Source organism: Streptomyces sp. NBC_00569 (genome assembly GCF_036345255.1).
Classification (GTDB): domain Bacteria; phylum Actinomycetota; class Actinomycetes; order Streptomycetales; family Streptomycetaceae; genus Streptomyces.
The window spans coordinates 1,728,289-1,742,012 of the sequence record NZ_CP107783.1; the positions used below are offsets into that span (position 1 = coordinate 1,728,289).

General features: G+C 67.8%; 13 protein-coding genes. 10 read left to right on the plus strand and 3 right to left on the minus strand.

From position 1 onward, the window contains the following. Positions 1 to 18: 18 nt before the first annotated feature. Positions 19 to 1,260, minus strand: coding sequence for an RNA-guided endonuclease InsQ/TnpB family protein (locus tag OHO83_RS07955; RefSeq protein ID WP_330278977.1), 1,242 nt, complete (start codon positions 1,258 to 1,260; stop codon positions 19 to 21). 25 nt (positions 1,261 to 1,285) lie between these two features. On the opposite strand from OHO83_RS07955, the gene tnpA reads away from it, so the two are divergent. The 4 genes from tnpA to OHO83_RS07975 all read left to right on the plus strand — a co-directional run bounded on the left by tnpA (position 1,286) and on the right by OHO83_RS07975 (position 6,371). Then, positions 1,286 to 1,708 (plus strand): IS200/IS605 family transposase, encoded by a 423-nt coding sequence (gene tnpA, locus OHO83_RS07960; RefSeq protein ID WP_330280732.1) that lies wholly within the window; start codon positions 1,286 to 1,288, stop codon positions 1,706 to 1,708. Between the two features lie 183 nt (positions 1,709 to 1,891). Further along, entirely contained in the window at positions 1,892 to 4,348 is a 2,457-nt protein-coding gene (locus tag OHO83_RS07965) for a SpoIIE family protein phosphatase (RefSeq protein WP_330278978.1), read from the plus strand. A gap of 110 nt (positions 4,349 to 4,458) precedes the next feature. Next, positions 4,459 to 4,893 carry an archease gene (locus tag OHO83_RS07970; protein ID WP_266677452.1) on the plus strand — a complete coding sequence of 145 codons (435 nt, stop codon included), beginning with the start codon at positions 4,459 to 4,461 and terminating at the stop codon, positions 4,891 to 4,893. 53 nt (positions 4,894 to 4,946) lie between these two features. Next, positions 4,947 to 6,371 (plus strand): RtcB family protein, encoded by a 1,425-nt coding sequence (locus OHO83_RS07975; protein ID WP_329432680.1) that lies wholly within the window; start codon positions 4,947 to 4,949, stop codon positions 6,369 to 6,371. Positions 6,372 to 6,593: 222 nt separating this feature from the next. Here OHO83_RS07975 and OHO83_RS07980 read toward each other — a convergent pair whose 3' ends face one another. Further along, complete coding sequence (locus tag OHO83_RS07980; protein WP_266677450.1) at positions 6,594 to 7,625, minus strand: C40 family peptidase; 1,032 nt, start codon at positions 7,623 to 7,625, stop codon at positions 6,594 to 6,596. Positions 7,626 to 8,192: 567 nt separating this feature from the next. On the opposite strand from OHO83_RS07980, the gene OHO83_RS07985 reads away from it, so the two are divergent. Further along, on the plus strand, positions 8,193 to 8,834 hold the full coding sequence (locus OHO83_RS07985; protein ID WP_330278979.1) for a class I SAM-dependent methyltransferase: 642 nt from the start codon (positions 8,193 to 8,195) through the stop codon (positions 8,832 to 8,834). A gap of 980 nt (positions 8,835 to 9,814) precedes the next feature. Next, positions 9,815 to 10,150, plus strand: a complete 336-nt coding sequence (locus OHO83_RS07990; protein WP_266677446.1) for a MerR family transcriptional regulator — start codon at positions 9,815 to 9,817, stop codon at positions 10,148 to 10,150. Between the two features lie 105 nt (positions 10,151 to 10,255). Here OHO83_RS07990 and OHO83_RS07995 read toward each other — a convergent pair whose 3' ends face one another. Further along, complete coding sequence (locus OHO83_RS07995) at positions 10,256 to 10,393, minus strand: hypothetical protein (RefSeq protein ID WP_266677444.1); 138 nt, start codon at positions 10,391 to 10,393, stop codon at positions 10,256 to 10,258. Here OHO83_RS07995 and OHO83_RS08000 point away from each other — a divergent pair. The 4 genes from OHO83_RS08000 to OHO83_RS08015 all read left to right on the plus strand — a co-directional run bounded on the left by OHO83_RS08000 (position 10,392) and on the right by OHO83_RS08015 (position 13,634). Then, positions 10,392 to 10,595, plus strand: coding sequence for a cold-shock protein (locus tag OHO83_RS08000; protein WP_266571304.1), 204 nt, complete (start codon positions 10,392 to 10,394; stop codon positions 10,593 to 10,595). The genes OHO83_RS07995 and OHO83_RS08000 overlap by 2 nt on opposite strands. A gap of 553 nt (positions 10,596 to 11,148) precedes the next feature. After that, positions 11,149 to 11,352 carry a cold-shock protein gene (locus OHO83_RS08005; protein ID WP_266677442.1) on the plus strand — a complete coding sequence of 68 codons (204 nt, stop codon included), beginning with the start codon at positions 11,149 to 11,151 and terminating at the stop codon, positions 11,350 to 11,352. Positions 11,353 to 11,674: 322 nt separating this feature from the next. After that, positions 11,675 to 13,183, plus strand: coding sequence for a DEAD/DEAH box helicase (locus tag OHO83_RS08010; RefSeq protein ID WP_329432682.1), 1,509 nt, complete (start codon positions 11,675 to 11,677; stop codon positions 13,181 to 13,183). Positions 13,184 to 13,229: 46 nt separating this feature from the next. Then, positions 13,230 to 13,634 carry a CBS domain-containing protein gene (locus OHO83_RS08015; RefSeq protein ID WP_329432683.1) on the plus strand — a complete coding sequence of 135 codons (405 nt, stop codon included), beginning with the start codon at positions 13,230 to 13,232 and terminating at the stop codon, positions 13,632 to 13,634. The last annotated feature ends 90 nt before the right edge of the window (positions 13,635 to 13,724 follow it).

Consider the following 13,724-nt stretch of genomic DNA (forward strand, 5'->3'; position numbering starts at 1 on the left):
GTACGGGAAGCTGTGCCGCTACGCGGCACGGTTTTCGGTACGGGATTCCGTGGCTTCCTGCTTCTTCACATCGTGCCTTGCCCCCGATGATGCTGGGGGTTTGGTCTTACCGACGCTCCGCAGGCTCGAACCGCACTGTCCGGCGGCTTTGACGTTCTTCGCGGCGTTGATGTCGCGATCGTGCAGGGTGTCGCAGGCGGGGCAGGTCCACTCCCGCACGGACAACGGTTTGGGTCCGTCGAGATGTCCGCAGGCGGAGCAGGTGCGGGTGGTCGGGGTGAACCGGCCGATCCGTACGAACTCGCGCCCGTACCGCTTCGCCTTGTACTCCAGCATGGCGACGAACTGGGACCAGCCCGCGTCATGCACGCTCTTGGCCAGCCTCGTGCGCGCGAGTCCGTTGACCGCCAGGTCCTCCACAATCACCGTTTGATTCTCACGGATGATCCAGGTGGAGAGCTGATGGTGGAACTCTCTGCGCGCGTCAGCGACTCGGGCGTGGGCGCGGGCGGCTTTCAGCCGGGCCTTCTCACGGTTCTTCGATCCCTTCTGTTTGCGGGACAGCCCCCGCTGGGCCTTCTTCAGCTTCTTCTCCGCACGGCGCAAAAACCGCGGGGAGTCGATCTTCGTGCCGTCGTCCAGGACCGCGAAGTGCGTGAGTCCAAGATCAATACCGAGGCAGGAGCCTGGGTCAGGGGCGGGCATCTTGGCGGCGTCGGCCACTGGGTCGGTGTCGATGACGAAGCTGGCGAAGTACCGGCCGGCCGCGTCCTTGATCACCGTTACCGTGGACGGCACCGACGGCAGGCTCCGCGACCACTTCACTCGCACCTCGCCGATCTTCGGCAGGGACAGCCGCCCGCCCTCGGTGATCTTCCAGCGGGCGTTTGCGGTGAACCGGACCGCCTGCCGGGAATCCTTGCGGGAGCGGAAGGACGGCTCACCGATCTTGGGCCCTTTGCGTTCCCCTTTGAGGGAGGCGAAGAAGTTGGCGTAGGCGGTATCCGCGTCCCGCAGCGCCTGCTGCAGTACCACCGCGGAAACGTCACCGAGCCATGAACGCCCGGGGCGCTGCTTCGCCTCGGTGATCAGCGACGCCGACAGGACCCTGGACGTGGGGTAGGGCCCCTTGGCGGCATAGGCGTCACGGCGGGCACGCACCGCGTCGTTGAACACCACGCGTGCGCACCCGAACGCTCTAGCCAGCGCGGATCGCTGGCCGGGCTCCGGGTACAGGCGAAAGCTGTACCTGAGGTGCATGACCGTCACCCTACGTACTCGGGTGATGAGCGAGATGCCGAACATCAGAACTGGCAGGCACCGCGTTTTCGTCATGCACGTCCACTTGGTCTTTGTGACCAAGTTCCGGCACAAGGTGTTCACGGATTCTCATCAGCGGCGCATGGAGGAGATCATGCGGGCGGTCTGCGCCGACGTCGAGTTCGAGCTGATCGAGTTCAACGGAGAGAGCAATCGCAATCACGTCCGCCTCCTAGTGAACTTCCCCCCGAAGGTGGCCGTGACCAAACTCGTCAACTCCCTCAAGGGCGTCTCTTCCCGACGCCTGCGCCAGGAATTCCCTGATCTCGTCCGACACTACTGGCGGGGCAACAAGCTCTGGTCCGGGTCCTGCTTCGCCGGCACCGTGGGCGGCGCACCCCTGACCAGCATCAAGCAGTACAGCGAGCAACAGAACCGGCCGACCTGACCCATCACTCCGCCGTAACGCTCCGCGTCACCAGCCCTGAAAAACAGCACCACCCCTCCGCAGGGCACGACACCGCGACGCTCCGCGCCGCAGGTGAAGACTCGCTTCACCACCGGGCTGAAGCCCGATGCACTGCGAATGAACCCCGATAGCAGGAACATGGTCGTGTAGGGGATGAGGCCCATGGCTTCTGCGCAAAACGGTTCCGATACGCCCGCGGGACCGCTCGATCGCTTCGACGCATCCACCGACGCGGCCGCGGTCGTGTCCGCGGACGGCGTCGTGGTCGGCTGGACCCGGGGCGCCGAAGACCTCCTCGGCCACCCGGCACGAGAGGTGGTCGGCGGGTCGGCCGCGCGTCTGCTGGCGATGCGCGGGGACCCGGCACGGGTGGCCGGCATCGCGCAGAGGTGCCGCGGCGGCATGGGGTGGAGCGGTCTCATCCCTGTACGGCACCGCGACGGCAGCAGCATCGATGTCGATCTGCGTGTCTCCGCGTCCTTCGGTGTCGGCTCGGGCGAGTGCTTCCTGATCTCGGCGCGGGAGCGGAAGCAGCAGTGGACGGTGAGCCAGTCGGTCCTCGAGGGCTTCCAGACCCGCTCTCCGGTCGGCATGGCCGTGATGGATTTGGACCTGCGCTACGTGTGGCTGAACGACACTCTGGAACGCTTCGGCGGTGTGCCCCGAGAGCAGCGGCTGGGGCGTCGGCTGAGCGACCTGTTTCCCGGGCTGCAGGCGGACACCATCGAGAGGCTGATGCGCAAGGTGCTGGTGACCGGCGTCCCGGTGACCGACTACGAGTATGCGGGATGGAGTTGGGCCGATCCACACCGCCAACACGCCTACTCCACGTCCTTCTTCCCCCTGCTGGACGCCGACAACTCCGTCACGGGCGTCGGCTACATGGTCTCGGACGTCACCGAGCGGTGGAACGCCCGCCAGCTTCTGTCGCTGGTCAACGAAGCGGGGACCAGGATCGGCAGGACTCTCGACGTCATGCAGACGGCTCAGGAACTCGCCGACTTCGCCGTTCCCGACTTCGCGGACTTCGTCATCGTCGATCTCCTGGAGCCCGTCCTCAGCACCGAGGGGCACGGAGCGTGGCTGACCGATGCGGGACCGGCCTCCGCCACGCCGGTGCTGCGCCGCGCCGGAATGAGCTCGGTACGAGAGGGCTGCCCGGAGGCCGTGGCGCGGATCGGGGAGAGGGCGGACTTCCTGCCCCCGCCGCACGACGCGGAGCTGCTCATCAGCGGCGAGCCGGTCCTCATCCCGACCCTCGCCCCCTCCGAGGACCTGTGGGTCGCCGAACAGTCCGGGAAGGCGACAAAAATCCGCGAGTTCGGACTGCACTCCCTCATCTGCGTGCCGATGCGGGCCCGGAACACCGCCCTGGGCCTCACCACGTTCGTACGGTCGCTCAATACCGTCTCGTTCCAGCCCGACGACGTCTTGCTGGCACAGGATCTGGTGGCACGAGCGGCGCTGTGCGTCGACAACGCCCGCCGCTACACCAGGGAACACACGGCAGCGGTCACTCTTCAGCGCAGTCTGCTGCCCCATGCCCTGACGGGAGGAACGGCTCTGGAGGTGGCTTCCTCGTACCTGCCGGCGGATGCGACGGACGGGGTCGGCGGTGACTGGTTCGACGTGATCCCGCTGTCCGGCGCTCGTGTGGCCCTCGTCGTCGGCGATGTGGTGGGTCACGGCATCACCGCGGCGGCGACCATGGGCCGACTGCGCACTGCGGTGCAGACACTCGCGGACATGGAGTTGCCTCCCGACGAACTGCTGGCCCATCTCGACGACCTCGTGCTCCGGTTGAGCGAGGAGAAGACCGACGACGATGCGGCCAACCGGAGTTCGACCGCCTTCCTCGGAGCGACCTGCCTGTACGCCGTCTACGACCCGGTCACCAGGCGTTGCACCATGGCCCGGGCCGGACATCCGCCACCTGTCGTCGTCGCACCCGACGGGCACATCTCCTTCCCGGAACTTCCCGCCGGCCCTCCGCTCGGGCTGGGCGGCATGGCGTTCGAGGCCACCGAGATCGAACTCGCCGAGAACAGCCTGCTCGGCCTCTACACCGACGGCCTCATCGAGGGAGTCGACCACGACATGGAGCTGGGCATGTCCCGGCTCGGCGAGGTGCTGGCCCAGCCGGACGTCGGCCTCTCCGACCTGTGCACGTCCGCGGTGCAGCAGCTGGTGCCGGTTCCTCGGCCCGACGACATTGCCCTCCTCCTGACGCGCACGCACGCCTTGGGTCCCGACCATGTCGTCTCGTGGGACGTTCCCATGGACCCCGCCGCCGTCGCCGAAGTCCGGGCCCGGGCGACGCGCCAGGTGGAAGCCTGGGGTCTCGGGGACCTGGCCATGACCACAGAACTCATCGTGAGCGAGCTGGTCACCAACGCGATTCGCTACGCCGAACCACCCATACACCTACGGCTCCTCCGCGACGCCCGCCTGACCTGCGAGGTCGCCGACGGAAGCAGCACCGCTCCGCGGCTGAGACATGCGCGGAGCACCGACGAAGGCGGCCGTGGCCTCTTTCTCGTGGCCCAACTCGCCCACCGCTGGGGTGCCCGGTACACGGCGGGCGGAAAGATCATCTGGGCTGATCAGGAGATCCCGTGAAGAACGCAAGGACAGACATCGGCGTCGTGGTTCGCGGGCCGGCCGCCCCGGCGCCGGATCCGCCGCGCCGGGACGTGAGTGCGCCCGACCGACCGGATCTCCGGACGCCCATGACCACCGGGCCCGGGCATTCTCCACACGGTCATCGTAGTGTTCCGCACACCGGTGATCTGCGCGTCGAGGCCTGGGCACCGACCCGCGAGGAGTGCATTGCCGAGGCAGTGCGGGGCATGGTCGCCAGCTTCGCCGACCTGCCCGCCGACGCCTCCTGCGTGGCGCGGGAGTGCGTGGTGGCGGCGGGAGACGACGGCCGGCTCCTGGTCGATGTGCTTGAGGAGGTCGTCTACCGCATGGACGCTGCGGGCGAACTCCCTGTTGACATCACCGTGACGCCGGAACCGGGTGACGTACGCGTGCAATTCACGATGGCAGACAGCTCGACGGCCACGCAGACCGGGGCCGTGCCCAAAGCCGTCGCGCTGCACGGGCTGCGACTGGCCCAGGACGCGCACGGGTGGGCGTGCCGAGTGACGCTGGATGTGTGACGTCCGTCCCGGCGTCCCGCGCCGGAACACCTCGCCGAGGAGGCCGAACCGACATGGACATCCGGCTCGTGACAGACGGACCCTGGCGGTTCCGCATCGAACAGACCGGCGCCATGCGCGTACCCGGAGTCGTCCTCGCTCCACGGGAGCTGCTGCCGGACGAGTCCGGCGACCAGGCCCTTCAGCAGGTGGCACATGTGGCCACGCTCCCCGGCATCGTCCGCGCTTCGTACGCCATGCCCGACATCCACTGGGGTTACGGCTTCCCCATCGGCGGCGTGGCCGCCACCGAAGTCGCGGGTGGCGGCGTCATCTCGCCGGGCGGGGTGGGCTTCGACATCTCGTGCGGGGTACGCCTGCTCACCGCGCACATCGACCGCACCGCCCTGCTGCACAGACTGCCCGCGCTGATGGACCGGCTGGACGGACTGATCCCACGCGGGCTCGGGCGCGGCGGACTGTGGCACCTGACGGGCCGGCCGCAGCTGCAAGAAATCCTGCGTGGCGGCGCCCGGTACGCGGTCGAGCAGGGCCACGGCGTGCCACGTGACCTGGAGCGGTGCGAGGACTACGGAGCCGTCGGCGACGCCGATCCCACCCAGGTCGGCGAACGCGCGCTGGACCGCGGCGCCGGGCAGGTCGGCAGCCTGGGCTCAGCCAATCACTTCCTGGAGATCCAGGCGGTCGACACCGTCTACGACGAGGCATGCGCGCGGGCGTTCGGCCTGTGCCCCGGCCTGGTGTGCGTCATGATCCACTGCGGCTCGCGCGGCCTGGGCCACCAGATCTGCTCCGACCACGTGCGGGCCATGGATGCCGTGATGCGGCGCTACGGCATCGATGTACCCGACCCGCAACTGGCCTGCGCACCCGTCGACTCGGCCGAAGGCCGCGCCTACCTGGGCGCGATGGCCGCCGCCGCGAACTACGCCCGCGCCAACCGCCAGCTGCTCGCCGACGCCGCCCGCCGTGCATTCCTGCAGCTGACCGGCTCGGACCTGGACCTGCTCTACGACGTCTCGCACAACCTGGCCAAGCTGGAAACCCACCCCCACGACAGTGCCCGGGCGCTGCTGTGCGTCCATCGCAAAGGCGCCACCCGAGCCCTGCCGCCGGGCCACGCCGACCTGCCGGACGCCCTGCGCCGCTTCGGCCAGCCGGTGTTCGTGCCCGGCACGATGGGCACCGCCTCGTACGTCATGACCGGCAGCACCGGCAACCGGGCGTTCGACTCCTGCTGCCACGGCGCGGGCCGCGTCTGGAGCCGGCACCGTGCCCACCGCGAGACGTCTGTCCGACAACTGCGCCACGAGCTGGCCGGTGCAGGGGTCGCGGTGCGCCCCGCTTCCTGGCGCAGCGTGATCGAGGAAGCGCCCGAGGCGTACAAGGACGTCGACGCCGTTGTCCGGGCAAGCGAGCACAACGACACGGGCCGCCTTGTAGCACGCCTGGTGCCGCTGGGCGTGCTCAAGGGCTAACGCAGGGCCGCCTCGCACATGGCCGGCAATCGAGCCGCAGCTCGCCGTCACAGAAGCACACGGCATCACACTCCACCGGCGCAGCGCCAGTGCAGTGGTGACCGCGTCAGCCGGTGTCCTGTGCGCGGTACCGGCCACCACACGAACGTTGGAGGGCCACGAATCCGCCCGAACGGGCGTGTTCCCGGGCGCCGTTGGTACGAGGATCAGATGCGGGCACGATCAGCCTGCGACGCGGACGCCGAACTGGAAGCTGCCGATCGTGCTCATCGACTCGTAGCGCACCGAGGCCCCCGGGTGCGGCGCGTGCAGCACCTGGCCGTTACCCGCGTAGAGGCCGACATGCTCGGTGTTGTTGAAGAAGACCAGGTCACCGGGCTTGAGTGCGCTCATGCCCACCCGGGTTCCGTCGTTGACCTGCGTGTACGTGACCCGGGAGATCTGGATACCGGCCTGCGCGTACGCCCACTGCGTGAGGCCCGAGCAGTCGTAGGAGTTGGGCCCCGTGGTGCCACGGACGTACGGCTTGCCTATCTGGGAGGCGGCCGCGTTCAGGGCGGCGGCGCCAAACTTGGAGGCGGCCACCTCATTGCCGAGGTTGACGCGGCCCGTGGAGGATCGGCTGGCCCGAGCCTCGTCGGCGGCCATCTTGGCACGCTCGGCGGCAGTCAGGGAGTTCAGCAGCTTCTGCGCCTTGCTGAGCTTGGCCTGAATTTCCTTCTTCTTCTTGCCGAGCTCCGTGCGGGTGCCGGCGAGGTCCTGGAGCTTCTCTGCGGCCTCCGCGCGCTTCTGGGCCAGCTCGCGCTGCTTCGCCTGAACCTTCTTGAGCGACTCCAGCTGCCGCGCGGAGAGCGAGTCGAGCGTGGACGCCTTGTCGAGGAAGTCGTCCGGGTCGGCGGAGAGGAAGAGCTGGACCGAGGGGTCGATGCCACCCGAGCGGTACTGCTCGCCGGCCATCGCACCGAGGCCCGTACGCAGTTCATTGAGCTCGCCCTGCTCACGGGCGACCTTGTCCTGGAGCTGGCCGATCTCCCTCTCCAGCTTCTTCTGCTTCTCCTTGGCCCCGTCGTACTGGTTGGTGGCCCGCTCCGCCTCTTCGTAGAGCTTGTCGACCTTCGCCTTGACCTCGCTCTTCGTCGGCTTGGGGGCCGCGTTGGCGGCCTGCGAAGTAAGGGCCACGGCAGCGGCGGCGGTCGCCGTGAGTACGGTCACACGGGCACGGCTCGACTGCTTGGATCGACGGTGGGACGCCACGAAGGCGATCTCCTTCTTCCTCCAGCCGCCCACAAACACCCAGTGGGCGGGCCCCCTCCACCGTCACTCACCTCATGTGAGTGATCACCCGATCGGAGGTTCGAGACCCGACCCTAGTGACCTTCCTGTGACCATTTCAAAGCCTGACGTGAAAAATCTCGCCCATACCTGCATTCTTTGCACACAACTCACGTACAGCGATGTCGATTTGACGCTACGTTGCGTGACTGGGTCACCAACTAGGTGAAACTGAACGGACATTGCAGTTCCAACAGATCTCGGACATCAACCACGGGACAGTCGCTTCAGGAGTATCCCGGACACAACTGGACGCCCGCACGACCTGGGTCGCGTCCGGCAAAGTCAGGTGAGCCAGGGTCGTCGGCAGATGACGGCGACCACGGCTTGGTAGAGGCGAGCGCGGCCCGGTCCAGGCATCGGTGGTGTGGAATGCGCATCGCGGACGAGGCCGCGCGTTCGCCTTCCTCCCTCTCCACCCGGAGGCGGGGCTGCCCTTCCACCCCCGGGCCGATCCGCACGGCATGCTGTACATGCTGCACTGGCCTGGTGAACGTCACCTTGCCGCGCACCATGCCCAGCCCGGACGGCAAACTGCTCCCGCCGCCCGGCACCGCGGAACGCTTCCGGGCCTTTGCCCGCGACATCGCGGCAGGACGGCGCGCCTGGACAGCCGAGAGCGCCCAGTTCATCGCCGACCAGTTCGACCAGCTCGCCGCCGACTGGGACACCATGCACGCCACCGGCCGCGACGACCCGTTGCGCGACGCCCTCACCCGCGGCGGACCGTACCCTGCCGGCCCCTGCGTCGAGATCGGCTCCGGCACCGGGCTCTTCACGCGACTGCTGGCTTCCACCTTCACGAGCGTGATCAGCCTCGACCTGTCCGAGCAGATGCTTCACCAGGCCGCATCACGCTCACCGAACCGTGTACGCGCCGATGCCGGCCGACTGCCACTCGCCGACGCGTCAGTAGCGGCCATCGCCGGCATTGACATGCTGCTCTTCCCCGCCGAAGCCGCCCGCGTACTTGCCCCCAACGGCGTACTTCTGTGGATCAACCAACTCGGAGAGGACGGTCCCCTTTACCTGGCGGCCGCCGACGTCGCCGCAGCGTTGCCCGGACAGTGGCAGGCCCTCGAAGCCAGGGCAGGCTGGGGGAGCTGGGCCGTCGTCCGACGGACAGCCTGAGCCAGGAATCTCGCCCTGCCGCCCGCGTCCCCAGGTCCATGACGAGATCGCGTCCGGCTGGACCACCACTGGGCGGTCATCGATCCAGATTCCTTGCGGATGCGCGGGTGCACGGTCCGTCCCGCCGAAGACATCCCAGTACCGACCAGAGAATCTCGGGCATGGACACGGCCTCGCCCTGTGAAGCACCGGTTGGGGTGGGGGCCGCTCCATGCCTCTTCTGCGATCGAGGTCGACTATCTCTCTGCCCGACACGCGGAAATCTGTGTCGGCCAGAGTAGACATTGGGTGGTGGCGTGGTTATGGTTTCTCTCGTAGCCGAGATCAAACAAGGCGCGGCAGAGACGAACTGCCGGGCAGCAGTACAGCAGTTCGCAGGACGGTGCGGTGGTGGAGTGTCGAAGCCAGCGTTGTTGCAGGACGGCGACGGGACTGACGACCGGACCGGGTGGCCCGCAGCGATCAGGGGCCGCCATGAGCAGTACCGCAGTAGCAGTTCAGTAGGTGCAGTTCGCAGTACAGCAGTGCGTTTGTCAGTGGTTCCTCGGTAAAGGCGTCGGCTGCGGGCGCGCGTGCCGGGAGGTTCGGCAGTGGGGTTCCAAGCCAGAGCAGATGCAGGACGGGCGACGGGGCTGGCTGCCGAAGGGTGGCGCTGTTGAAGGCCACCAGCAGTACGCAGGATCAGCAGTATGCAAGTCCCCTTCGGTGAGTGATTGGTTCAGAGGGAAAGAACGGAGGATCCAGGCGCCATCAGGATCGCCCGGGCAGAAGTCTCGAGCCCGGGTACCGCAGGACATCGATAGTGAGGTGGTCTCCGGTCAAGCAACCGCGATCCCCGCAACCCCGACAGCAGCTCGGTCGGGTCTGCGGAAACACAGGGCCGACGCAGTCATAGAGTCGGCAGATGGTGTAGCAGTTCCTTCGGGGCCCTGGTGCCACACAGCACCAGGGCCCCTCAACGCGTTCCACAGAGAGGTGCAATGACAGCAGACGACTCGTTCGGACGTCTCGATGACGACGACTACCCCGCCTACACCATGGGCCGGGCCGCCGAGATGATCGGCGCCACCCAGGGCTTCCTGCGGGCCATCGGTGAAGCCCGACTCATCACACCGCTGCGCTCCGAGGGCGGCCATCGACGCTACTCCCGCTACCAACTGCGCATCGCCGCCCGCGCCCGCGAGCTCGTCGACCAGGGCACTCCCATCGAGGCTGCCTGCCGCATCGTCATCCTCGAAGACCAGCTCGAAGAAGCCCAGCGCATCAACGCCGAATACCGCCGCGCCGCCGAATCGTCCGGCCCGCCGGCGGCCTGAGGCAGGACGCCCGCCGTGCACCAGAGGGGCGCCCCGCGCCCCGTCGGGTGCGACACGTGGGTCGTTTCCCGTGGTGACAGGGCGTGCCGGCGTGTAGCGTCTGCGTCAGCTGTCATGGTTCGGAAGTTTCCCGACGCCCACGTCTTCGGCGTGGGCGTTGTGCTGTGCCGCAGGAACCAGGGCGATCACCTCCGCCTTCCGTACGTTGCGGGAGGCGTACATCGACTGGAAGGCATGAGACATGGCTACGGGAACTGTGAAGTGGTTCAACGCGGAGAAGGGGTTCGGCTTCATCGCCCAGGACGGCGGCGGCGCGGACGTGTTCGCCCACTACTCCGCGATCAACTCCTCGGGCTTTCGTGAGCTCCAGGAAGGCCAGGCCGTGACGTTCGATGTCACCCAGGGCCAGAAGGGTCCCCAGGCCGAGAACATCAACCTCGCCTGACCTTCCCGACCGCGGCCGGAGCGTGCGGCTACCTCAAGGAAAGTCCGGCTGTTCACCGCGACAGCGGGCGCCGGCCTTCAGGTGACGGTGGTCGGATCTTGGGCGGTGCGCGATCAGGGCCGCGCAGCAACGGCTGCGCGGCCCTGATCTGTGTGAAGACCGGCGTATGGGCCGATGGGGCCGTCGCCGGGCAGGACGGCGCCACCGAAATGATTGTGTTTCTCCGAGCCGTGAGCAGCCGCTCCTCCTGAAATGTTGCGCTCCGGGCGGGTCAATATCTATGACCGCGAGGTGAGGGTTCAGCGCGCCGCGCAGGGAGTGTTTTTACCGCAACTAACAGGCCGGAATTATTTGCCGTACACGGGCCACTACCTCGTGCTACTGTCGATCCCAGTTGCAGTTGTGGTTCCCAAACTTCAAGCGTCTTCGCGGGTATTTTCGGCCGGCGGAAGCTTTTTTGTATGGCCGGTCAAATTCCGGACGGGGCATCATCGCGGCGACCCGGTATCCGCCCATCGCAGGTTCCGGCGTACTGCCCCTGAGGAGATATGACGTGGCAACAGGCACCGTGAAGTGGTTCAACGCAGCCAAGGGTTTCGGCTTCATCGAGCAGGACGGTGGGGGCGCTGATGTGTTCGCCCACTTCTCGAACATCGCCGCCGAGGGCTTCCGTGAGCTGCTCGAAGGGCAGAAGGTCACCTTCGACATCGCGCCGGGCCAGAAGGGCCCGACGGCCGAGAACATCGTTCCCGCCTGACGCCGACGCACATCTTGTAGCTGGGGCCCGCATCCCTCGGGGTGCGGGCCCCAGCTGCGGGCGTTTCCCGCAGTGATGCCACCTGTGGGACAACACCGCCGACAGCAATTCCCCAGGGATACACGCTCTTCGGAGCTGTACCGGTTGACGTTCGGTATTTCGCATCCACATGACGTCACCATGCCATCGCCTGCACTCCGCACCGGGTGCACTGCAAACCAGATTCTTTTCGAATTCCATTCGGCCCGTTCTTGCGATTCCCCGCGCTGCTATTTCGCTGCGCGGATTCCTTTGATACGTGCCCTATCAAGGAAGGTTCTGAATGAACCCCACACGTACCAACGGCCGCTCCTCCCGCACTCGCCGGGCCGACGGCCCCGCTTTCACCTCCAGTGCCGGTTCGAGGCGGGCCGGCCGCTCCGCCTCACCCGCCCCGGCCTCAAGGGGTCCGAAGCGCTCGGGCGGCCAGGGCCGACGGCCCGCAGCGGTCCAGGGCGAGTTCGCCCTGCCGCAGACGATCACTCCCGCACTGCCCGCGGTCGAAGCGTTCGCCGACCTCGACATGCCCAAGCAACTACTGGCAGCGCTGACCGCACACGGCGTGAGCATCCCGTTCCCGATCCAGGGCGCGACCCTGCCCAACACTCTCGCGGGCCGCGACGCCCTGGGGCGCGGGCGCACCGGCTCCGGCAAGACCCTGGCCTTCGGCCTGGCCCTGCTGGCACGCACCGCCGGACAACGCGCCGAGCCCCGCCAGCCGCTGGCCCTGATCCTCGTGCCGACGCGGGAGCTGGCCCAGCAGGTGACCGACGCACTCACCCCCTACGCCCGCTCGGTGAAGCTGCGCCTGGCCACCGTCGTCGGCGGAATGCCGATCGGCAGGCAGGCCAATATGCTGCGCGCCGGTGCGGAGGTCGTCGTCGCGACGCCGGGCCGGCTCAAGGACCTCATCGACCGTGGCGACTGCCGACTGAACCAGGTCGCGATCACCGTCCTGGACGAGGCCGATCAGATGGCCGACATGGGATTCATGCCCCAGGTCACCGCACTCCTGGACCAAGTCCGCCCCGAGGGCCAGCGGATGCTGTTCTCCGCCACCCTCGACCGCAACGTCGACCGGTTGGTCCGCCACTACCTCACCGACCCGGTCGTCCACTCCGTCGACCCGTCCGCAGGCGCGGTCACCACGATGGAACATCACGTACTGCACGTCCACGGCGCGGACAAGCACCGCACGACGACGCAGATCGCGGCACGCGAGGGCCGGGTCATCATGTTCCTGGACACCAAGCACGCCGTCGACCGGCTCACCCAGGACCTGCTGAACAGCGGGGTGCGGGCCGCCGCCCTGCACGGCGGAAAATCGCAACCCCAGCGCACCCGGACCCTGACCCAGTTCAAGACGGGACACGTCACCGTGCTCGTGGCCACGAACGTCGCCGCTCGCGGCATCCACGTCGACGACCTCGACCTCGTCGTCAACGTCGACCCGCCGAGCGACCACAAGGACTACCTGCACCGCGGCGGCCGCACCGCCCGCGCCGGCGAGTCCGGCAGTGTCGTCACCCTGGTCACCCCCAACCAGCGCCGCGAGATGTCCCGCCTCATGACGGCTGCCGGCATCGTGCCCCAGACCACCCAGGTCCGCTCCGGCGAGGAGGCCCTCAGCCGGATCACCGGCGCCCAGACCCCCTCCGGCATCCCCGTGACGATCACCGCGCCGCTCGCCGAGCGGCGTAAGCGCACCGCATCCTCACGCGGCCGACGCAGCCCCGCCTCGGCCGCCCGGCGCGCGGGCGGGCGGCCGTCGTCCTTTGATGCGGCGGCCTGAAGACTTCGTGATCCGAAAATTGACCCATCTCTGCAGGAGGCACCTTTTGACACTGGTTCAGATGCAGCCCCGCTCGACGAGTGCCACCCCCGTGCCCAGGACGGTGGCCGACGCCATGGATACAGGCGGACCGCAGGCCTGCGAGGACATGACCGTCGAGGTAGCCCTGTCCGTCATGGCCAGCGCCCGCACCGGGCACCTGCTCATCCGCGACGACAGCGGTCAGTGCACCGGACTGGTCACCCAAGCCCAGCTGACGGCAGTCCGCGACAGTTCCGCGTACACGGACCGGGTTCAACTGCGGGACATCCTCGGCGATCGAGGGCCGTTCGCCTCTCCGGTGACCACGATGGCCGAAGCCGAGCAGGCAATGCTCTACTGCCGGCTCGACGCCCTGCCTGTCATCGACGAACACGGCACCGCTCTGGGCGTCCTCTCCCTTGCCCGCTGAGCCACCTCAGCCACAGCAGAACTAGGGTGGCCGTGCGGGAGCAGAAGCGGCCCTTGAAGTTCGGGGCGTCCGCGCGGCCAGGGTGGTCGA